Genomic DNA, 21,331 nt, shown 5'->3' on the forward strand with positions numbered 1-21,331 from the left:
CAAGGTTTCACCCCTCCTCACACATGGATCGGATGCCCCTTGGCCACTTCCGTGGCCTCCTTGACCATCTCAGACAGGGTCGGATGGGCGTGGATGGTGGCTTCGATTTCGTCCCAGGTGGCTTCGAGGTTCATGGCGAGGCCGATTTCGGCGATCATCTCGGTGCTTTCGCTGCCGATGATGTGCGCGCCGATGATTTCACCGTGGGGTTCGCCGTAGAGGATCTTGACGAAGCCTTCGGGCTCGGCGGCGGCGAGGGCCTTGCCGCTGGCGACGTAGGGGAACTTGCCGACCTTGAACTTGAGGCCCTTTTCCTTGGCCGCGCGCTCGGTGAGGCCGATGCTGGCCACCTGCGGATGGCAGTAGGTGCAGCCGGGGAAGACGCCGACTTTCTTGGGCTTGTGCTTGGTGAAAAGACCTTCGACGCACTGCACAGCCTCATAGCTGGCCACATGGGCGAGCCAGGGTGGCCCGATGATGTCGCCGGCACCGTAGATGCCTTTGACGGAGGTCTGATAGCGTTCGTCAGTCTGGAGCCAGCCGCGGTCGGAGAGCTTGAGCTCGATGCCGCCGGGCAGCACGGGGGCCACGCCGATGGCGACGAGGCAGACGTCTGCCTCAAGAGTTTCGTTGGCAGCGCCTTCGACGGTGATCTTCACGCCTTTGCCGTCTTCGGATGTGCCGGTGACCTTGGTGTTGGTGAGGATGCGGATGCCGGACTTGGTGAGGCTCTTTTCCAGGGTCTTGCTGACTTCGGTGTCCTCGACGGGAAGGATGTCGGGCAGCATTTCAACGACGGTCACCTTGGTGCCGTAGGCGTTGAAGAAGTAGGCGAACTCAATGCCGATGGCGCCGGCGCCGATGACGATGATGCTCTTCGGCTGCTTGTCGAGGGTCATGGCCTCCTTGCTGCCGATGACGGTCTTGCCGTTGAAGGGGAAGCCGGGCATTGGGCGGGTTTTCGCGCCGGTGGCGATGAGGATGTTGGCCGCCTCGTGGGTGGCCTTGGTGCCGTCGGCGGCGGTCACTTCGACCTTGCCGGCGGCGGGGATGCTGGCGGTGCCTTTGAGGTAGTCGACCTTGTTCTTCTTGAAGAGGAACTCGATGCCCTTGTTGAGCTTGTCGCTGACGCCACGGCTGCGGCCGATGACCTTGGACCAGTCGTACTCGACGCTGCCGATCTTGAGGCCGAACTCCTCGGCGCGGTGGGTGATGGTGTGGTACAGCTCGGCGTTCTTCAGCAGGGCCTTGGTGGGAATGCAGCCCCAGTTCAGGCAGGTGCCCCCGGCGCGGTCGTTTTCGACGCAGGCCACTTTTTTGCCGAGTTGCGCTGCGCGGATGGCTCCGACGTAGCCCGCAGGCCCGCCGCCGATGACGATGAGGTCGTAGTTCATGTTTTTTTGAGAGAGAAAGTGAGGGAGGAGAGAAGCGCAGCCGGAAGGGATGTTCAACCGGTGAATCAGTGTTCCCTGGATGGGAGATTTTCCAGATGACGCTCCTGGGACTCGTGCTAGTTTACGAGCATGAAACCCAAGGCGGTCATCATCACGGACCCAAAAAAGTTACGGGCGATCTGCTCCAATCAGCCGCGCGTCTCGCGGGAGCAGGCCATTCGCTCCATTTTGGCTGCCAATCGGGCAAGCTCATCCCCGCCGCCCGCGAGAGTGAGCTGAGCCGTCTTTGGGAAGAACTTGAGGTCGGCGTTCCAGGCTATCCGCCTTCCTTTATCGGCGGAGAGCACACGGTTTTTATTCCTGATCAGTCAGAAACCGTCATCAAACATACCCTGCCCGGCTTTTATGGCCGGATTATGGACGAGACGAAGCTGCTCGATCCACGCACTTTTCAGAACAAAACCCGGCTTATGATGCGGGCAGCGCTGCCTTCCGAATATCTGCGTCGCTGGGCTGTCATGGATGACGTTTTCGGGATGACCACCCATTACCTTGGCAAAGTCACCGGCTCTGACCGTGAGCCGCAGATGGCGGTGGAGCAGCCGTTCATCCCGGAGGATGAGAATCTGCCGGCCACGCTGGAGGACGCGGAGGCGTTTTTCGCCGCCCATGGGTTTGAGCGGGTGGACGACGCCCACATCATCAATCCCGAGGTGCATGGGGTGACGTGGTATCGCCAGCGGGATGGCATTCTCATCACCGATGCCCATGCACGGAATTTCCGCCGTGACCTCAATGGCGTGCTCATTCCGGTGGATCTGGTCATCGCTCTGGTGCCGCCCGGTTCATCGGCGCTGCTGCCTGCAGCGGCAAAGTTATGGGAACCGGCCGAAGAAGACTGAGACTTGCCTTGAACAGAGTCCCAAATCTGGCAACTTTCCAGCAGTTGGGCCGTTGGTTTGATTGGTTCAAAAATGCGCACTTCATTCCATATTCTGCTAATCACATTCCTGCTGTCCTGGCAGGCAAGTGCGGCAGAGCAGCGGCAGAGCAATGACAAGCCGCCGAAAACGGACATCTCTGAGCTCCTGAAGATCCAGAGTGACGTGCAAAAGCTGCTGCCACGGGTGCGGCAGGCGCTGGTGGCCATCCAAAGCGGGGACGGCACGGCCAGCGGGGTCGTCATTTCCGCTGACGGGCTGATGCTGACGGCCGCCCACGTTCCCAACGGCCCGGGGAAGGACATGAAGGTCATTTTGGAAGACGGCACCGTCACGACGGCCAAGTCTCTGGGGCTGGACAAAACGACCGACGCCGCGCTGGCCCAGCTGAAAGACCGGGGCAAACCCTGGCCCTTTGTGAATCTGAGCCGTGAAGTGGCCAAGGCGCAGCCTGGTGAGTGGTGCTTTGCACTGGGGCATCCCGGGGGCTTTGACAAGGCACGCGGCCCCGTGCTGCGCGTGGGCAGGATCATCAAACAAACCGCCAACAGCCTGCACAGCGACTGCGTGCTGATGGGCGGCGACTCCGGCGGCCCGCTTTTTAACTTCAATGGCGAGGTCATCGGCATTCACAGCCAGATCTGGGAGGGGCGGGACCAAAACGTCCACGTGTCCATGGCACCCTTTCTCCGGTCCTGGGAGGCGATGCAGAAATCCCAGGTCATCAAAACCTGGGGCACGGGCGCGGGCGGCTACCTCGGCGTGGCCACCGTGATGAACGACCGACTGGATCTGGAAGTGGCGGATGTGATCGACGCCTCACCCGCGCTGAAGGCCGGAATTCGCGCCGGAGACGTCATCCTGAGCGTTAATGGTGAAGCCATGACCGACCAGCAGCAGTTCAGCGCCACCGTGCGCGCCCGGGCCGCCGGCGACACCCTCAAGCTCAGACTGCGCACCCACGACAAGGAACGCGATGTTTCCGTCCAACTGGCACAAAAGCCGCAGGAAGAAGGGCAGTAAGCAAATGACGAAGGACGAATTCAGAAGGACGAAGGACAGCTCCACCGCATTCCGTGCGTGGGCTCCTTTGTCATTTGGACTTCGTCATTCAGCTTTTCTTGTACTCCTCATCCCCCTTCTCATCCGTGCGGACCCGCCGCGCCTGCCTCTGCCGCAGGAGGACCGCACCAATGGGAAGCACACACTCGCGGCTGTGGAGAGGCTCAAGCCGCTCACCGTCGCTTGTGCCGCGCGCATCGAAAGCCCGCTGGGACGCACCATCTGCACCGCCACCATTGTGGGCGAGGACGGCTATGTATTGATCAAGGCCAGCGAGGTGCCCGAACTGCACAAGACGCGCATCAAATTCAGCGACGGGCGCACTGCGGACCTGCGCGAGGTGCACCGTGAAACGCGGCTGGACCTGGTGCTGGCCCAGGCGGTGGGCATCACCGGACTGCGTGCGGTTTCGTTTGGTGGCGCACACTCACTCGGCCTCGGCCAGTGGCTGTGCAGCGTGGCGGATGCAGGCAAGGAAACGCGCATCGGCATTGTGAGCGCCAAATTCCGCCGCATTCCGGGCGAGGGAGCCGCCATGGGCATCCGCATGGATGTCAAAGCGTCCAAAGATGGCAAAGGGGTGCGCATCGTCGGCATCGCCAGCGAAAGCCCGGCCGAGGCCGCCGGTTTGCAGGAGGACGATATCCTCATCACCATCGCAGGTGAAAAGGTGGCGGCGCTGGATCGTGTTTATGACATCGTGAAAAAGCGCCAGCCCGGGGAGATCATCGACATCCGCTACCTGCGCAAAGACAAGGAGGAGAGCTGCCGCGTCCGCCTGGCCAGCCGCTCCAAGGTGCTGAACAACTGGGAGGGTGAGGACTTCGCCAATGGCGGCATTTCCCTGCGCAGCGACAACTTCCCCGAAGTCCTCCAGCACGACATCCCCCTTCTCCCTGCCGACATGGGCGGCCCTGTGGCCACGCTCGAAGGCAAGGTCGTCGGCATCAACATCGCGCGTGTGGACCGGGTCACGACCTTTGCCCTGCCGGTGGAAGCCTTCTGGACCGAAGCCCAGCTCTGGATCAAGGCGGACCGCCATCCGCCGAAAGCGGTGCTGGCGCAATAAAGGGGCTTAATCCGCCCAGTTCTCAAAGCGCAGCCCCGGCACTTGCGCAAAGTCCACGGTGTTCCGCGTCAGCAGCAAGGCATCATGCGCCAAGGTGATGCAGGCGATTTTTAAATCATGCGTCCCAATGCGCACGCCATCACGGCGAAGCTTCAAAAATAAATGGATGACTCCACATCCCAGGCCAGCACCGTCCATTTGGCAAACACTTCGACACTCGTATGCATGCGCCTATAAACTTCGATCTGCCCGTGCGGATTGATGGATCTGCGGTTCAACTCTGCCAACCATCCGCGCATGGATTCCTCAATGGTCACCACTGTCAGAGACGCGTCGTCACCGGAAGCATCGACTCGCGCGCGCAAACGTTCACCTGATTCGGAGGCGCTCAGAAACTGCCGGAGCATGTTGCCATCAAGCACCAGCATGGGTCTTTGGCGCGGTCTGTTCCTTCTCCCAAGTCTGCGTTTTCGCCCATGCCTCACCTGCATCCATCGCTGACTCAAAAATTGGATCTTTGGCGAAGGCTCCAAAGGTACTCATCCATTCGCGCTTCGGGTGAATGGTTAAACCTTCGGCATTTTCTCCAGAGGCGCTGGCAGTTTGTGTCGATGTCACGGACATGCCTTGAGGGTATGCGCATATTTCCAAAAGTTCAAGACCCGCCTTTCTTCGCGTCCGTTCAGAGGCTCAAGCTTCCAGCGAGCGTACTGAAGTCCTGATGGGGCACGTTCACGGCCTCGACTTTCGGAGAAAGTCGGCCACAATCGCCTCCTGCTGCAAGCGGGACGCTTGCTCTACACCTATGCGCTACCAACCTCTGCCCGCCGAATTGTTTGTTTCCAATCGTCAGCATCTCTATGCCAAGCTGCCGCCGCAGTCGGTGGTCATCGTTCATGCCAATGACGTGCTGCCGACGAATGCGGACGGTTCGCTCGGCTTTGTGCAGAACAGCGATCTGTTTTACCTGAGCGGCGTGGATCAGGAGGAGACGATTTTGGTGCTGTATCCCGATGCGGCGGATCCGAAGCAGCGGGAGATGCTGTTTGTGCGCGAGACGAACGAGCACATCGCGGTGTGGGAGGGTGAAAAACTCAGCAAGGAGCAGGCGAAGGAGCGCAGCGGCATCTCACGCGTGCACTGGCTGGAGGACTTTGAAGTGCAGTTCCGCTCCGTCATGTGCCAGGCGGACCATGTCTTCCTCAACTCGAACGAGCACCCCCGTGCCACCATCCCCACGGAAACGCGGGAGATGCGCTTCACGCAGCGCTGCCAGCGTGAGTATCCGCTGCATGACTACCGCCGACTGGCGCAGCTCATGCACGAGCTGCGCGTGATCAAGAGCCCGCATGAAATCACGGCGCTGAACGAAGCGATTCGCATCACGGGCGATGGCTTTGACCGCCTGCTGAAGTTCGTGAAGCCGGGAGTGCAGGAGTTCGAGATCGAGGCCGAGCTGTCACATGAGTTCATCCGCCAGCGTGCGCGCGGCTTTGCCTACACGCCCATCATCGCCAGCGGTGCCAATGCCTGCGTGCTGCATTACATCACCAACCACTGCCAGTGTCAGGACGGTGAGATGCTGCTGCTCGATGTGGCGGCGAACTACGGCAACTACAACGCGGACCTCACGCGCACGATTCCTGTGAACGGCAAGTTCACGCCGCGCCAGCGCCAGGTGTATGACGCCGTGCTGCGTGTCTTCAAAAAGTGCTGCCAGATGCTGCGCCCCGGCGTCATCATCCGCGAGTATCAGGAGGAGGTGGGCAAGCTGATGGAAAAGGAGCTGCTCGGCCTCGGATTGATCACGGAGGAGGACATCGCGAAGCAGGACCCCGACAAGCCGGCGTATAAAAAATACTTCCCGCACGGCACCTCGCATCCGCTGGGCATCGATGTGCATGACGTGGGCCACATGTGGAAGCCCGTGCAGCCCGGCATGGTCTTCACCGTGGAGCCCGGCATCTACATCCGGGAGGAAAAACTCGGCGTCCGCCTGGAGAACAACATCTTCATTGGCGAACACGAAAACATGGATCTCATGGCGCATATTCCTATCGAGGCGGATGAGATTGAAGCGCTGATGAAACGCTGACATGTCGCTGCCGCGCTTCCATCTTTCCGCCACTGACTGGACCACGCCGCATCTCACGCTGACCGGTGATGAGGCGCAGCATTGTGGCCGCGTGATGCGCAAGCAGCCGGGCGACACCATCGAGATCTTTGATGGTGCGGGACGCGTGGCCGTTTGCGAGATCACGCACGTGACCAAATCGACCGTGCAGGCCAGAATCACCGCTGAAACGCGCGTGGAGCCGTTTCAGACATCGATTCATCTGCTGCCTGCGCTGATCAAAGCGGAGCCCTTTGAGTGGCTGCTGGAAAAGGCGGTCGAACTCGGTGCCGCGAGCATCCAGCCCATCATCACGGAACGGACCGTGATCCATCTCGATGCGGCACAGACGGAGAAGAAGCTGGCCAAATGGAGGCGGCACATGATTGAAAGCGCGAAGCAATGCCACACGCCGTTTGTGCCGGAGCTTCACGCGCCCATCACCCTCGCCGCAGGTGTGAAGTTTCAAGCCGGACTCAAGCTTATCCCAGCACTGAGCGAGCACTCCCGCACGCTCAAACAAGCGCTGACTGGGGACAAACCGAACAGTGTGGCCATCTTGATCGGCCCCGAGGGTGATTTTACGGCGGAAGAAGAAACGCAGGCTTTTGCGGCAGGGTTTGTACCAGTGACGCTGGGGCCGCTGGTCCTGCGTGCCGAGACTGCCAGCATCGCCACGCTGGCGATCCTGGGGCATGAGCTGCGCTGAATCTGGACATCCTTTTGTCTGAGCAGGTGCGTTTAAAAAGAATACCACCATGACATCGAAACTCATCCTCCAGCTTTTTTGCCTTCTCTGTTTCTTTGTCACCCTGCCCGCAGCAGAGCCGGCGGAGAAGGCGAAGATCGAGACGCTGATCACGCACATTCAGGGGCTCGAAAACGCCACATTTGTCAGGAATGGCAGTGACTACAGCGCGGCGAATGCGGCCAAGTTTCTCCGGGCCAAATGGGAGCGGAATGACAAGGAGGTGAAGACCGCGACGGATTTCATTGCGAAGGTGGCCTCCGCCTCAGGCACTTCCGGGAAGGCTTATTTGATTCGCTTCAAGGATGGGAAAGAGACGCCGTGCGGTGAATACCTGACGGCACAGCTGAAGAAACAGTGAGCTGAGGAGTGCAGGCAGGCCCGCACTTGCAGCGGCATGGGCTTCAGGCCATGTTGCGCTGCATGGAGGTCCGCAGCTACCAGCCTGCCGATGAGGACCAGGTCATTGACCTGTGGACTTCCTGCGGACTGGTGAAACCGCAGAACAATCCGCGCGAGGACATCCAGCGCAAACTCGCTGACTCTCCCGAGCTGTTTCTTGTGGGGGTGCTGGACTCACAGGTGATCGCCACAGTCATGGCTGGATATGAGGGGCATCGAGGCTGGATCAATTATCTGGCCGTGGCTCCACATCTGCAAAAGTCGGGCCACGGACGCGCCCTCATGCGGCACGCTGAAGACCTGCTGCGCCGGCTGGGCTGCCCCAAAATCAATCTGCAGGTGCGCACGACAAACGCCCAAGTGATTGAGTTTTACCAACGGCTCGGATTTGCCATCGATGATGTCGTGAGCCTGGGCAAGCGCCTGGTGGTGGATGAGCCCTTTGAACGGTGAGCCGAAGCCCGAAGGCAATGACTGGTGCCTTAATGCTTTAAATCCGCCGGCGTGTTCGCGTTCTGGAAAAACGGCATCTGCTCGTCTCCGAGGGCGTGCGTGATGGCCAGACCCGAATGGACGGCGGTCTCGATGACGTGCTGGAGCTTGAAGTCTTTCTTGGAAAGCGACTCCCGCATGAGCGGCAGCATGGCGGGGACGTAGAGACCGGCGAGCGTTTCATCGCCGTGCGGGCCGCGAAAGAACCAGCCCTTCTCCGGGCTCTCGTGCTGGTTAAGCTGCTCGCGCAGAAAGGTGGCGGTCATCCAGGGCATGTCCACGGCGAGGACGAGCAGCGGCATCTGCACCTGCTCCAAACAACGGGTGATGGCACCCAGCGGACCGTCATCCGCGCCGTCGGGATCATGGATGACTTCGACTTCATCACTGGGGCTGACAAACAAGGGTTGTTCGCGCCGGCAGGAGAGCAGCACGCGCGCGGCACCGATCGACTGCAGCTTGTGCAATTGGGCCTGCCAGAGATCCTGTCCATGCCAGTGGAGCAGGGCTTTGTCCTGTTTCATCCGGGTGGAGCGACCCCCGGCGAGCAATACGGCGGCGAAGGGAGTGTTCATGACTTGCGGAGGATGCCGTCGCTCAGAATTTTGGCTCGCAAGCCGCCGTGGCCTTTGAGGGCTGCTTCGGCGCCTTCAGCGAAGGCCTGGTTCATCCAGTGGCAGGGCGCAGCCTCCTGCGTGCCGAGAAAACGCACACCCTGCACTTCAAATTCGGTGCCGATGAGGGTGTTGAGGTCGATGCCCTTGGTGATGAGGTTGCGGCGAAAGACGGAGGGTGGCAGGCCCATGGCGCTGAACTGTTCGCAGAGGCGCTCGTACTGCTCGTGCTCAAAGAAGGTGACCTGCCCTTTGAAGTCCTCCTTCCAGCCGAAATAGCGGTCACCGCGCAGGCCTTTACCCGCCACGCATTCAGCCTCCGGCACTTCGATCATGGGCGTGGTGCCGGGTGGCAGGCCGTGATGACCGACGTAGATGTGCTCCGGAGAAAGGAAGATGTGCAGGATTTGCATGCGGGGCTTGAATGTTGGCTCCAAGGTGTGCCCAATCCATACGTCTATGACCGCAACTGAGCAACCCATCCGCATCGGCATCATCGGCGCCGGTGGCATCGTCAAATCCCGCCACATGCCCGGCCTGCGGGCGATCCCGAATGTGCAGATCACCCAGGTGACGAACCGCTCGCTGGAAAGTGCCGAAGCTTTCTGCCGTGAGTTTGCCCCGGAAGCCAAGGCGGTGGCGCGCTGGGAGGAAGTGGCGTCGAGCGATGAGGTGGATGTGGTCTGGATCGGCACGCACCCCTACATGCATGCGGAGATGACTTGTTACGCGCTGCAGCACGGCAAGCATGTCTTCACGCAGGCACGCATGGCGGCCTCTGTGCCGGAGGCGAACCAGATGTGGGAGGCGTCCATGCGTTATCCTGAACTCGTCACCGCGATCTGCCCGGCACCGCAGGGCATGCATGGGGGTGAGCTGGTGAAGAAGCTGCTCGCGGAAGGGGCCATCGGCACGCCGCATCAGGTGCTGCTGCACAGTTTCAATGATGCCTGGCTGGATGCGGCGAAGCCCGCGCACTGGCGGCAGCAGTCCGACTTGAGCGGCATACAAATTCTCACGCTGGGCATCTACACCGAGGTGCTGCAGCAGTGGCTCGGCCACATCGTGGAAGTGGAGGCACGCGGCAATGTGGTGATCCCGGAACGTGCGGGCGTGGAGGTGGATATTCCGGATTTCGTCCACGTGATGGCCAAATTCCGCAGCGGCATCGAGGCCACGATGCTCTTCAGCGGCGTGGCCGCGCATGCGCCGACGGACAAGCTGTGGATCTTCGGCTCCGAAGGCACGCTGAGCTATGACTTCGCCACGGATGATCTTCAGCTGGGCAAACGCGGCGGCAAGCTGGAGTCAGTGCCGGTTCCCACCGAGCTGCAACGAAGCTGGACGGTGGAGCGGGATTTCATCGCTGCTGTTCGTGATCCGAAAGCCCCGCGACCCAGGCCGGATTTTGGTGAAGGCATGAACTACATGCGTGTGGTGCATGGCGTCTGGCAGGCCATGGATGCCCAGGCGGCGGTGCGGGTGGTGTAGCTCGATCTAAATTTTCACTCTCTTAAACTCTTCCTCCATTCGAGCAAAGGCTGGAAGCTGTCGGAGTGGGGAAAAGTCGTCAATAAATTCGGTCACAAGCTTTGCAGCGCGGGGCACATTGAAACTACGAAGCCGTTGTGTAGGGAGACCACACGCTATCTGCAACAACTCTCGTAGTTTAGCCTTGGGATCCGGCATCTGTTCGATCTTGGAAGATTGCGGCAGATGCAATTGCATGGAGCCATTTGGATTTCCCGCCGCTTTGCGGATCGCTTTTTCGTTAAACATCATCCATGCCTCGCTCATTCGTACCGGCACCACGCACACAGCGGGAGGATGAGCTCCTACGGTAAATGCCACCGCCAACGCAGAAAGTATTTCCTGTACACGCCTTTCCAGACTCTCTCTTTCGGCATCGCGATGCACGAACAGCACATCGCACGGATACAAATCTAATGCTGGTGCAAGCCGATCCTTCAATGCACGGCTCCTAAGACCACTGTATTCCAGATCGGCAAACTGACCGATGCACAGCTCATCAGGACGATGCTGTTGCCAAAGCCAGTTTAGAACCGGCATCAGAGCCTCATCTCCCGGACCATCAGCAAGCAGTGTAAACCGGCGCATAATCATCTGCTCATTCCTCATAGTTTCAGAAGCGGCTGCACATAATCACTATCAATCACACGTCGATATTCGTGTCGTTCATCCTCTGACTCACGTCTTTTCCCAGGCACACGCAAAAAGGCGAGCAAGGAAGCTTTTTTGACAATCATTTCTTCGTCTTTGTCAGATGAGCGCCAGGTGTCAGGCAGAATGCGAAAAACCAATCGCTCGAAGGTTTTACGACCAGGAGTCCATGCTGGCATGGTCTCCGCAAACAGAATAGCCTCATCTGGCACTTGCTGCACAACAGACGGAGAGTGTGTGTTAACAATGATTTGCCTGAGCGGATTGGCATCGTCCACTGCACACGACACATCTACCGCAATATCTTGAAGCAGGTCGAGAATCGCCGGAATGCGACGCGGATGAATGCCATTTTCGGGTTCTTCCATGCATAGCAGCCGGTTGCCACGGCTTTCCATCTGCTTGATTACCAGAGCGATGAAACTTAGCGTGCCATCAGAAAGGGAGCGGGCCGGGGTATGTACACCCATGCGGTCTACCAAATAAAGAGAAAGCAACTCCCGCTTTTCATCCACATCAACTCCGACGCCGCGAACATCTCCCAGAAGCTCCGAAAGACGATTGCTCACTCGTTGATAGATGGCTTCTGGATCGGCAGGCTTTCCAGGAATTACGGGCGTTCGGCCAAGTTCATAAAGGGTCGCGGCCATGTGAGCGCCACTAGCATCCACCCCTGTGGACTGATTGATGCTATCGCTCTCTCTCATCGCGGAAGGCTCCAACTGCAACAGCTCCCAACTGCGCAGTTCGACACGGGCGCACAGAACCGTGGGACTGTCCGCATCGCCTGCAGAAAGCACTGTCCGTGGGAGTTGACGCGCCACTCGTTTGTAACCTGTTCCCCGTTTGTTGAGACCGCTACGTGCGGTGCCGTCCTGATGCAGGACAACAAATGTTTTCCCCCCCTCAGATAGCGTTGAAATGAGTTTGCTGGTTTTACGGCCGAGTATAACCGACTCCAGCCAAGCCTTGGAAGGATGAAAGCGGAGACGTTTTTTCGCTTCGTTATGAGTGATGTAGTTCAGCTCCTCAAACAACAACTCAAGTTCGCCGAGCTGGCGTCTGTCATCAGAACTGTCACGATAACCGATCCTCAGCTTGTAATTAAGGCAGGTGGTGGACGCCTCCCCTGTCTGGCCCAACTCATCCACAGCTTCGCGAGGAACGATCATATCCAGGTCAAATTCAATTACTTTGGCTATCGCGTAACCATCGTTGGTGAACAGAGAACGGACATCACCATTGCGGTCATCTTCAGCCCGAATTGAACGAGCGGCCTCATCAAGCTTCATATCCGCCAGCAGAGACAAAAAGCGTATGGCATCAAACAGGTTGGATTTTCCGACTGCATTCGCACCTGCAATGCAGGTAAAAGGGCCAAAATAAACCTCCACATCGGAGAGGTTCTTGAAGCCTTGAATTCGAAGCCGGGTTAGCATCTGCCCATTAAAAGCAGGAAGTCCTCGCTGGCAATGCCTATGCCATGCGCCGGCGGCCCACGGCGAGGGCGCCGTTCACGACGTGCAGCAGGCCTTCGACCTGGTAGGGCTTTGGCAGCGCCGCAGCAAAGCCGTAGGCGGCGCAGTCTTTCATCACGGCATCATCCCGGTAGCCGGAGGAGACGATCGCGAGGATTTGGGGATCAAGGCGACGAAGGTAGAGCATGGTTTCCCGGCCGCACATGCCGTCGGGAATGGTGAGATCGAGAATGGCGAGATCGTAGGGACGGCCTTGCTGCATCGCTTCCTGATACTGGCGCAGAGTCTCCTTGCCGTCTCCGGTTTCAACGACTTCAAAGGACGCCTTTTCCAAGGCACGCCGCATCAGATCGCGCACCATGAGATCATCCTCGAGCAGCAGGATGCGTCCGGCGGAGGGTTTGGCGACTGGCAGCGGTCGGCTGGGTGTGTGCGCCACCGGCACCAGAGCGGCCTCGATCACGCGGCGCATGTCACCCATGGACTGGTAGCGGTGCTCACGATCCGTCATCAGGGCACGAATGATGACCGCATCAAAGCGGGGATCCAGACCATGCAGCAAGGTGGAAGGCGGCTGCCAGGAGCCGCGAGGCAGCGCCCCCGTCAGCATCTGATACATCAGCACGCCGAAGGCATAGATGTCCGCGCGATGATCGACGTCCCGGTGCGCATTGAACTGCTCCGGTGCGGCGTATTCCGGCGTGCCCATGACCATGTGCGTTTCGGTGGCCATCGAGGGCGCACGCATGACGTCCTTGGCGAGACCAAAATCGGTGATCTTCACTTCGCCCTGGCGCGTGAGCATGATGTTCGCGGGCTTGATGTCGCGATGGACGATGCCTTTGGAGTGCGCGTATTCGAGTCCGGCGCAGATTTGCGGCAGCAGCTGCAGCGCGAGTTCGCGCGTCATGCGGCCGGTGCGCATGATTTCGCCGAGATCGGTGCCATCGACGAACTCCATGACGAAGAACAGAAAGTCGGTGCCGATGTGACCATAGTCGTAGATGGCGACGATGTTCGGGTGGTTCAGCGTGGCCATGGCCCGCGCCTCACGGCGGAAGCGGTCTTCAAAGGCGAAGTCATACCCGTCGCTCACGCGCAGCACCTTGATGGCCACGGGCCGGCCGAGGCTGAGCTGCGTGCCACGATAAACCGTGCCCATGCCGCCGATGCCCACCTGCGCCTGCACCGAATAACGCCCGAAGGGCATCATGGCGGACAGCTCCTGCGACGAAGGCGGCGCGGAACGAGTCACGAGGGGAGCGGCGGTGCTGCTGGTAAGTCGCATCAATCAGGTACTGTGACACACCTGACAACGGGAGCAACAACCATCAAGCTTGGAGTATATTTAGGCCTTCCTATTAAGCGGCAGCGGGCTTGCTGGCAGCCGCCAGTTTACGTGTGTAAACGAAGGCGCCGATGGCCAGTGCCAGCACCGCGATGCCCAGCAGCGGACGGACAAAGATCCAGGCAATGGCGATGACCAGGAGGGAGATGGCACCCGCCAGGACAAACGAGATCAGGCCCGTGCCCATGCCGATGATGTTGCCGATGAAGGGAATCACACTGCCCAGCACGCTGAGCGGCTTCATGATGGCCATGAAGCCGAAGGCCATGAACAGGAAACCGAAAAAGCGCACCAGCCAGGTGATCATCGAATTCGCAGCTTCGGCGTGCTTGAACATCGCCTCGGCACTGACCGTGCCAGCTTCGATGAGGTTGATTGGCTTTCCAGCATGGGTCTGGTATGGTTCAAAAGTTTCGCCGAGTTGTGCGGCAACGATGCTGAAGGTGCCGGGCTTGACGATTTCAAAAGACACGCGCACATCACCGATCTTGGGCTCTTTGGGGTTTGGGCCGATGTAGAAGGCTCCGTCCTGAATTTTCGTGCCCTCTTTGAGATCAGCAGGCAGCGTGGCCAGATCCGCATCCGTGACCGCACGTTTGATCGGGCTGCCCATTTGCTTCACAAAGTCTTCCGGCACGCTAAACGCCCCCAGGGTGACCTTCTCGGCGCTGATGTTGGCATTTCCGGAGATCAAGTCGCCTTCGTTGGTGTGGCCTTCGGGTGTTTTGAACTCAGAGGATTTCACCGGCTCATCCACCCATTTTTTGTCGTAGGTGTAGGTGGTCGTGGTTTCTTCGCTGCCACCGACTTTTTCCTTCTTCTCGGTCTTCTGGTTCTCCACCCACTGATAAATTTCTTCGGTGCGCACCAGCCGCAGTGCGGACACGCTGACGCCGTAATCGGTGTCCACCACCGGGCCTGCGGCTTTGGCCTCTCCCGTGACATGCACGAGCTTTTTGTCATTGGCAGGGTCCACTTTGTCTGCGGACACATGCACCACGGCGGCGGCGCCTTCCTTCAGGCTGTTTGCCGTGGTGACGGCACGTCCTTCGTTCCACCAGAGCAGAATGATCGTCAGTGGGATGACAATGATGCCGAACAGAATGCCTTTGATCGATTCGCCGATGCGGCTGAACCAGTTTTGTGAAGTCACTTCAGTATAGGAGTCAGCCATGGTATATAATTGAATTGATGGTTTAAATTGGAGCGGAAAACAGGTCCGGCTTCCATTTTTTTCTGTCACACGAAAATACCGGAACCAGTGACAAGGCGGCAAGAAACCGCCGCCGCTTCGTTTGTTAGTCTCTACCCCATGAAAACGCGTCTCCTTTTTCTCCTGCTCGGTGGCTCTGCGCTCGCTGCCGACCCGAACGTCAAACCCGGCGATGTCGCGGGCAATGAGGCCGTCAAAAAGATCATGGAGACGCGCGCCGGACGCGGCGTGATGCGGGACGACACGCCTCCCACGCCCCCCGAGGAGGCGCTGAAGAAATTCAAAACACGCAGTGACGTGGCCATCGACCTCATGGCCGCCGAGCCAGTGGTGGAGCAGCCGCTGTATGCGAGCTGGGATTCCAAAGGCCGCATGTGGGTGGTGCAGTACCGGCAGTATCAGTTCCCTGCGGGACTGAAGATCATCAGCTATGACCAGCACCTGCGCGCCAAATTTGACAAGGTGCCGCTGCCACCGCCACGGGGTGAAAAGGGCGCGGACAAGATCACCGTTTTTGAAGACACGGACGGCGACGGCTTTTTTGACAAGCACGAGGACGTCATCACCGGCCTGAACATCGCCAGCGCCGCGCTGCATGGCATGGGGCGCATCTGGGTGCTGAATCCCCCTTACCTGCTCAGCTACGCGGATGCTGACTTTGACGCGAAGCCTGACAGCGACACACCCGAGGTGGAGCTCAGCGGCTTCGGCCTGGAGGACACGCACAGCGTCGCCACGAATCTGCAGTGGGGCATGGACGGCTGGCTCTACGGCGCCAACGGCAGCACCACCACTGGCAACGTCAGCAGCGCCAACACCAAGAACGTGAAGTGGGAAGGCCAGTGCATCTGGCGCTACCACCCGAAGAAGAAGACCTTCGAAATTTACGCCGAAGGCGGCGGCAACACTTTCAGCCTCGACTTCGACAGCAAGGGCCGTCTGTTCTCCGGCACAAACGGCGCCACGCGCGGCATGCACTATGAGCAGGGCAGCTACGGCATCAAAGGCTGGGGCAAGCACGGCCCGCTCACCAATCCGTATGCTTTCGGCTGGTTTGAGCACATGAATCATCAAGGCGACAACAAACGCTTTCCACAGGCTTTCACCGTGTATGAAGGCGGCCTGCTCGGCAGCGCCTACGAGGGCAAGATCATCGCCCCGAACGCGCTGCAAAACCTCGTGTATGTGAGCGAGCGCATCGCGGACGGCTCCACCTTCCGCACCAAGGACGAGGAAAACCTGCTCAGCACCCCGGACCGCTGGTTCCGCCCGGTGTGGGCTGGTGTCGGCCCGGATGGCGGCTTCTACATGGCCGACTGGTACGACACACGCCTCAGCCATGTGAGCCCCATCGACGACTGGCACAAGACCAGCGGCCGCATCTACCGTGTGCGGCCCGCCGCCGGGGTGCCGAAGTTGAAGCCCTTTGATTTGAGCAAGGCGAGCGGGGATGAGCTGCTGGGGTATTTGAGCCATCCGAACGAGTGGTTCCGGAAGCAGGCGGTGCTGGAGATCGGGTGGCGGGATTTGAAAGAGCTGGAGCCCAAGTTGTTCGACTTTCTAATCAAGAATGACAAAGACCCCAAGGCGCTCGAAATGTTGTGGGCTTGGGACTCACTCAGGCAGAATGGACATTCAGTGATTCCTATTGAGCCCGGCGTGTTTCAATCTCTGAAGCACGACGATCCGTATGTTCGCCGCTGGGCAGTGAAAATGATCGGCGAAGGTGTGACAGGAGCAATGGGGGAGGCGCTCTTTGAGCTTGTTAGAAAAGAAGAGTCTTTGGAGGTGAAGGCGCAGATGCTGGCCTCAGCCAAGCGATTGAGCGCAGATGTAGGCCTGCCTCTTCTTTGGGTCGCGGACGATGCCAAGTCGATGAAGGATGAGCACCTAATGCTCCTTGCTTGGTGGGCTTTGGAATCAAAGGCAGAGAAGGAGCGCGCTGCGGTATTCTCCTTCCTGCGTGACTTCAAGTTCTCGATGAAGGTGAAGAAACAAGTTGGCTTTGCTGAATCCACTCTCTTCCGCGACAACCTCGCCGAAAAGCTCGCGAAACGCTATGCGCTGGCGGGTGGCGAAGAGAACTTCCAGTCCTGCGCAGACCTGCTCGCGCTGACGAATGACGACGCGCTGCGCGGCAAGTTCATCGCCGGCATCGCCTCCGCGTTTGAAGGAGCGGAGATGCCGAAGCTGCCGGAGTCGCTCACGAAGGCGCTCAATGATTACATGGCCAAGCAAAGCGGCGGGGATCTCACGCTGGCGCTGCGCAGTGGCAGCGCGGATGCGCTGAAGAGCGCGCTGAAGCTGCTGGAGGACAAGAAAGCCAGCAGCACCGCCCGCATCGCCATCGCCAAGACTCTGGCCGAGCTCGGCAAACAGGAAGCGGTGATGCCCATGGTGAACATTTTGAAGGCCACGAATCCGCCGGGCCTGAAACGCGGCATTCTCCAGGCAGCGGCCAAGTTTGATGACAAACGCATCCCCGAGGCCCTGCTGCTGGGCTGGGAAGCTCAAATCGCCGGAGACAAGGCGCTGCGCGAAGATGCACTGCGTGTGATGGCAGGCCGCAAAGAGTGGGCGCAGATTTTGGTGAGCTTCGTCAATGAATGGAAGGTGCCCACCAAGCACTTCACCGTGGACATCGTACGCCAGCTCAGCCTGCACAAAGACCCAGAGATTGATGCGGCCATCGACAAGCATTGGAAGGGCCTGCTGGCCACGGGACCCACGCCGGAAAAGAAGAAGGAGTCCGAGCGCATCAAGGCCGTGCTCAAAACCGGCCTGGGTGATGCCGACAAAGGCAAGATCCAGTTCATGGCCCGCTGCTTCATCTGCCACAAGCTCTTTGGCGAAGGCGGCCAGATCGGCCCCGAGCTCACCGGCTATGACCGCAGCAATGCCGACTTCTGGCTGGACAACCTCTTCATGCCCAGCATGGAAATCCGCGAGGGCTTCGGCGCTTACATCGTGAAAACGAAAGGCGGCCAGATCCTCACCGGCCTCATGGATGCGCAGGACGCCAAGGGCATCGTCATCAAAGACATGGCCAACAACAAAACCGCGCTCAAGCAAACCGACATCGAATCCATGACCGCCTCGCCCATTTCTCTCATGCCCGAAGGCCTCACCACCGGCATGAGCGATGCGGATTTGAAGGACTTCTTTGCGTATCTGATGAAACAGTAAACCGATCCCAAAGGGTTCGCAAAACCAATTTGAAATGCGGCGCGTTGGCTGCCCGCGATCGCATCACCGTGTAAAATTCTAGGCCGGATAGAAAATTAATATCCCCGAATATTAATTATAACTCACTGTGTTGATAAAAATAACTGGCAAGCCTCAGTGAGTTCAAGCAGCATATGCGAGTTGCTATTTTATTAGGCGTCGTGCCCATAAACGCCCATTCTCTTTTACTCCGAGACGCCCCAAAGACGGAAATCCGTAATGAAACTGCAGTCCCGATGTGAACTTCTTCTGATTCTCTCCTAACCCCACACACCATGCCCACACCACCACGCATCTATTCTACGACGGACTGGAATGCCAAGACGGTCACGACGAATTTCAAACGCAGCGCGGCGAAAGGAATCGTCATTCACAACACCGAATCGGCGAACCGCGCGGCCAGCACGGGCACGGCGGAGGAGAAGGCGGCCTTTGCCTTGGCACGCTCAATTCAGACCCATCACATGAAGGACAACGGCTGGTCGGACACCGGCCAGCATTTCACTGTGAGCCGGGGCGGCTTGCTCTTGGAAGGACGCACGGGATCGGCGGCCGCCGCTCGCAAGGGCGAGGTCCTGAGTGGTGCACATGCGTCCGGAGTGACCAAATACAACGAGACATTCTTCGGCATCGAGGTGGAGGGCGACAACCGGGCCAGCTACGAAGTGACGGCCCCGGAATGGGATGCTCTGGTGGAGTTGTGCGCGTGGTTGTGCCGCTGGGGCGGCCTCACGCCCGACAAGAACACCATCACCGGGCACATGGACGTTCTGGCGGGCCACACGGACTGCCCGGGAAAACTGGAGGACAAGCTGGCCGACTTGCGGAAGGCCGTCGCGGCCAAGCTCATGACGCTAACTGACGCTGTTCCGCTCACCGACAGCGTGAAGCTGAGCAAAAAGCCGGGGCAGATCGCCACGGTGCAGGATTCTTCCGGCAAGACAGTGAAAGTGTACCAAGTGGCCGGTGAGACGGCCTTCTTCTATCTTGCCGCGCTGTCGGTAGATGCGGACGGCTCGCCACGCGCCTATCACCCGGACGATTATCCAGTGGATAAGCACAAGGGCCTGGACAATCCAGCGCACGGAGGAAAACCCGGCAACTGGTGGGCTCTCGCCACAGACACTGACAAGCCCTCAGGAACTCCCTTGGTACAAAAGTCCACCGACCCTGCCCCCGGTTACTGGATCTCCATGACGGCACTCAGCAGCGGCAAGTGGAGCGATCCCAAGAGTTATGTGAACGCCGAAGTGATTCCGTATTTTGTGATGCCAAGCCAGCTGGCCGGAGCCAAAAAAGGTGATTTCGGCATCGTTTATAACACCGAGAACGGCAAATTCACCGGTGCTATTTTTGCGGACACCAATCCGGCCGTGGGTGAGGCTTCGATTGCTTGCGCGGAGGCGCTGGGCATTTCCAAAGACGCCCGCATAGGCGGTGTCTCCAGTCAGGTCATTGGCTATCTAGTCTTTCCAAAGAGCGGCAACGGCAAACCAAGGCCACTGGCAGAAGTGCTCAACGAAGCAGAACATCGTTTCGATGAATGGGGTGGGCAGGACAAGCTGGTGCAGTTGCTGAAACAAATCGCGTAATCGCTCCTGTCACATTGCCCGCGATACGACTCCATCTGGCAGGAAAGCCTGTCATATGGAGCCGAGGCGATCACAATTGAACAAACAGGGGCACCGCTTGTGGCAGTGGTCGTCATAACAGGAGCCTCCAAGCTCGAACTGCAGCGCCCTCATTATCGATACCACACACCAAAGCCGCGCAGCCAGGTGGCGGCCACGCCGAGAAGGAGGGCCAGAGTGCCGAATTCTGTGGCGAAGGGCAGGTGCAGATCGGCAAAGACATCCAGGGTGGCGTAGAGAGCGCCCGTGCCGGCCAGCGCGGCGGCCACGCCATAGACGTGGCGGCCAATCCAGTGGTCATTGGTGAAGGCGGCGGCGTTGACCACGGCGGCGAAGATGCAGGTCAGGGCGGCAAACCCGCCCTCGGCCCCGAGATGCCAGGCAAAGCCGAGCACGAGGCTGGAGATGGAAGCGAAGATCAGGCCGCCCACCACCACGCCCTCCCAGTACTCGCGCGGGCGCAGCGCCTCCCGTGCGAAACGATCCATCACAATGAAGGCCGAGCTGAAGCCGCGCGCCAGATGCGCCCACAGCACGAACATCAGCCATGCGCCGATGACAACCGCGCCGAGGATGGGTGAGACGGTCTTGAGATAGCTGCTGAGCACCTTGTAGCAGATGAAGCCGCCGAGCATGATGGCGGTCTGCCTGCCTTCCGTGAACTGGTTCATGAAGTGCGCGAACTTCAGCTGCAGGCGGTAGGGCCATGAGCGTGCACGAAAGGACTCGATGAGGCCCAGCCGCGCGTTTTCATTCATGGGGTTCAGCCGCAGAGCTTCAAGGAAATGCTCATTGGCTTTTTTGTGATCCCCCTTCATCACGGCCATCCAGCCGGCGCTGGTGTGGGCGCTGTCGTCTTCAGCATTGCGCTCCAGCTGGTATTTGATGAGGTCCTGGTTGTCGCCGTCTTTCTTCTGCAGCAGCAGCGCGGCGGAGAGCACCTCGGCGGCCATGGTGTTCTCGGTGTCGAGCGATAGGGCGGCGCGCGCAGAGGCCTCCGCTTTCGGGTAATCACGCAGGCGCAGGTGCAGGCGTGAGAGAACGGCATGGCTGAAATCGCTGTCGGGGTCGAGATTCACCGCTTCCTCGGCCTGCTGCAGCGCCGCTTTGATCGCGGCGTTCTGACCGTCTTTGGCATTCGCATTCAAGGCGAGCGCCAGGACGCTGCGGGCGAAGGGATTTTCCGGTTCGAGCGCCACGGCGCGCTGGGCCGCGTCGATCGACTTTGGCGCGGTGTCATCCTCCTGCATCCAGCACAGCGCGAGCATGATGTAGCTGAGCGTGTGATGCGCATCGAGTTCGAGCGCCTGCTTGTAGCACGCAATGGCGTCCTGCGTGCGGTGCTGGCTTTGCAGCAGGCGGCCGCGGGCGAAGGCTGCTTCAGGGGAGGGATGAAAATCGTCAGACATGCGCTGCCAGG

21 protein-coding genes are annotated in these 21,331 nt (G+C 59.4%); 10 read left to right on the forward strand and 11 right to left on the reverse strand.

Annotated elements, in window-relative coordinates; translation table 11 throughout:
• Window positions 1-17: 17 nt before the first annotated feature.
• Window positions 18-1,394, reverse strand: coding sequence for a dihydrolipoyl dehydrogenase (lpdA, locus tag AC24GY_RS23360; RefSeq protein ID WP_487687809.1), 1,377 nt, complete (start codon window positions 1,392-1,394; stop codon window positions 18-20).
• A gap of 95 nt (window positions 1,395-1,489) precedes the next feature.
• Here lpdA and AC24GY_RS23365 point away from each other — a divergent pair, with 95 nt between their 5' ends.
• The 3 genes from AC24GY_RS23365 to AC24GY_RS23375 all read left to right on the forward strand — a co-directional run bounded on the left by AC24GY_RS23365 (window position 1,490) and on the right by AC24GY_RS23375 (window position 4,466).
• The gene (locus AC24GY_RS23365; protein WP_487687811.1) at window positions 1,490-2,296 is read left to right on the forward strand and encodes a putative polyvalent protein kinase domain-containing protein; all 807 of its coding nucleotides are present in this window, start codon (window positions 1,490-1,492) and stop codon (window positions 2,294-2,296) included.
• A 72-nt stretch (window positions 2,297-2,368) separates the two neighbouring features.
• Entirely contained in the window at window positions 2,369-3,358 is a 990-nt protein-coding gene (locus tag AC24GY_RS23370; RefSeq protein ID WP_487687814.1) for a S1C family serine protease, read from the forward strand.
• Between the two features lie 4 nt (window positions 3,359-3,362).
• Window positions 3,363-4,466 carry a PDZ domain-containing protein gene (locus AC24GY_RS23375; protein ID WP_487687817.1) on the forward strand — a complete coding sequence of 368 codons (1,104 nt, stop codon included), beginning with the start codon at window positions 3,363-3,365 and terminating at the stop codon, window positions 4,464-4,466.
• Between the two features lie 6 nt (window positions 4,467-4,472).
• Here AC24GY_RS23375 and AC24GY_RS23380 read toward each other — a convergent pair whose 3' ends face one another.
• Genes AC24GY_RS23380 through AC24GY_RS23390 form a run of 3 tightly spaced genes read right to left on the reverse strand, consistent with a single transcriptional unit; the run spans window position 4,473 to window position 5,090 of the window.
• Window positions 4,473-4,622, reverse strand: coding sequence for a type II toxin-antitoxin system VapC family toxin (locus tag AC24GY_RS23380; protein ID WP_422320179.1), 150 nt, complete (start codon window positions 4,620-4,622; stop codon window positions 4,473-4,475).
• Window positions 4,619-4,894 (reverse strand): hypothetical protein, encoded by a 276-nt coding sequence (locus tag AC24GY_RS23385; RefSeq protein ID WP_422320180.1) that lies wholly within the window; start codon window positions 4,892-4,894, stop codon window positions 4,619-4,621. Before AC24GY_RS23385 ends, AC24GY_RS23380 begins: the two co-directional genes overlap by 4 nt.
• Window positions 4,881-5,090 carry a hypothetical protein gene (locus AC24GY_RS23390; RefSeq protein WP_422320181.1) on the reverse strand — a complete coding sequence of 70 codons (210 nt, stop codon included), beginning with the start codon at window positions 5,088-5,090 and terminating at the stop codon, window positions 4,881-4,883. Before AC24GY_RS23390 ends, AC24GY_RS23385 begins: the two co-directional genes overlap by 14 nt.
• 181 nt (window positions 5,091-5,271) lie before the next feature.
• On the opposite strand from AC24GY_RS23390, the gene AC24GY_RS23395 reads away from it, so the two are divergent.
• From AC24GY_RS23395 to AC24GY_RS23410, 4 genes are all read left to right on the forward strand, one after another.
• The gene (locus AC24GY_RS23395) at window positions 5,272-6,561 is read left to right on the forward strand and encodes an aminopeptidase P N-terminal domain-containing protein (RefSeq protein ID WP_487687820.1); all 1,290 of its coding nucleotides are present in this window, start codon (window positions 5,272-5,274) and stop codon (window positions 6,559-6,561) included.
• Window position 6,562: 1 nt separating this feature from the next.
• A complete protein-coding gene (locus AC24GY_RS23400) occupies window positions 6,563-7,288 on the forward strand; it encodes a 16S rRNA (uracil(1498)-N(3))-methyltransferase (RefSeq protein ID WP_487687822.1) in 726 nt (241 codons plus the stop codon).
• Window positions 7,289-7,337: 49 nt separating this feature from the next.
• On the forward strand, window positions 7,338-7,688 hold the full coding sequence (locus AC24GY_RS23405) for a DUF5329 family protein (protein ID WP_487687825.1): 351 nt from the start codon (window positions 7,338-7,340) through the stop codon (window positions 7,686-7,688).
• A 62-nt stretch (window positions 7,689-7,750) separates the two neighbouring features.
• A complete protein-coding gene (locus tag AC24GY_RS23410) occupies window positions 7,751-8,182 on the forward strand; it encodes a GNAT family acetyltransferase (RefSeq protein ID WP_487687935.1) in 432 nt (143 codons plus the stop codon).
• Between the two features lie 29 nt (window positions 8,183-8,211).
• Here AC24GY_RS23410 and mobA read toward each other — a convergent pair whose 3' ends face one another.
• Entirely contained in the window at window positions 8,212-8,796 is a 585-nt protein-coding gene (gene mobA, locus AC24GY_RS23415) for a molybdenum cofactor guanylyltransferase (RefSeq protein WP_487687828.1), read from the reverse strand.
• Complete coding sequence (locus tag AC24GY_RS23420) at window positions 8,793-9,248, reverse strand: MOSC domain-containing protein (protein ID WP_487687830.1); 456 nt, start codon at window positions 9,246-9,248, stop codon at window positions 8,793-8,795. Before AC24GY_RS23420 ends, mobA begins: the two co-directional genes overlap by 4 nt.
• Before the next feature lie 46 nt (window positions 9,249-9,294).
• On the opposite strand from AC24GY_RS23420, the gene AC24GY_RS23425 reads away from it, so the two are divergent.
• Window positions 9,295-10,326, forward strand: a complete 1,032-nt coding sequence (locus AC24GY_RS23425; RefSeq protein ID WP_487687832.1) for a Gfo/Idh/MocA family protein — start codon at window positions 9,295-9,297, stop codon at window positions 10,324-10,326.
• A gap of 6 nt (window positions 10,327-10,332) precedes the next feature.
• Here the strand turns inward: AC24GY_RS23425 and AC24GY_RS23430 are convergent, their stop codons facing one another.
• From AC24GY_RS23430 to AC24GY_RS23445, 4 genes are all read right to left on the reverse strand, one after another.
• Window positions 10,333-10,953: a hypothetical protein gene (locus AC24GY_RS23430; protein WP_487687835.1), complete on the reverse strand. Its 621-nt coding sequence runs from the start codon at window positions 10,951-10,953 to the stop codon at window positions 10,333-10,335.
• Between the two features lie 17 nt (window positions 10,954-10,970).
• Entirely contained in the window at window positions 10,971-12,455 is a 1,485-nt protein-coding gene (locus AC24GY_RS23435; protein ID WP_487687838.1) for an AAA family ATPase, read from the reverse strand.
• A gap of 37 nt (window positions 12,456-12,492) precedes the next feature.
• Window positions 12,493-13,782: a protein kinase domain-containing protein gene (locus AC24GY_RS23440; protein ID WP_487687840.1), complete on the reverse strand. Its 1,290-nt coding sequence runs from the start codon at window positions 13,780-13,782 to the stop codon at window positions 12,493-12,495.
• A gap of 73 nt (window positions 13,783-13,855) precedes the next feature.
• Complete coding sequence (locus tag AC24GY_RS23445; protein ID WP_487687843.1) at window positions 13,856-15,016, reverse strand: TMEM43 family protein; 1,161 nt, start codon at window positions 15,014-15,016, stop codon at window positions 13,856-13,858.
• Window positions 15,017-15,154: 138 nt separating this feature from the next.
• On the opposite strand from AC24GY_RS23445, the gene AC24GY_RS23450 reads away from it, so the two are divergent.
• Window positions 15,155-18,241, forward strand: coding sequence for a DUF7133 domain-containing protein (locus AC24GY_RS23450; protein WP_487687846.1), 3,087 nt, complete (start codon window positions 15,155-15,157; stop codon window positions 18,239-18,241).
• Between the two features lie 314 nt (window positions 18,242-18,555).
• Window positions 18,556-19,872: an N-acetylmuramoyl-L-alanine amidase gene (locus AC24GY_RS23455; protein ID WP_487687848.1), complete on the forward strand. Its 1,317-nt coding sequence runs from the start codon at window positions 18,556-18,558 to the stop codon at window positions 19,870-19,872.
• A 152-nt stretch (window positions 19,873-20,024) separates the two neighbouring features.
• Here AC24GY_RS23455 and AC24GY_RS23460 read toward each other — a convergent pair whose 3' ends face one another.
• Complete coding sequence (locus tag AC24GY_RS23460; RefSeq protein WP_487687851.1) at window positions 20,025-21,320, reverse strand: tetratricopeptide repeat protein; 1,296 nt, start codon at window positions 21,318-21,320, stop codon at window positions 20,025-20,027.
• Between the last annotated feature and the right edge of the window lie 11 nt (window positions 21,321-21,331).

This window comes from Prosthecobacter sp. Pr1 (assembly GCF_057652315.1).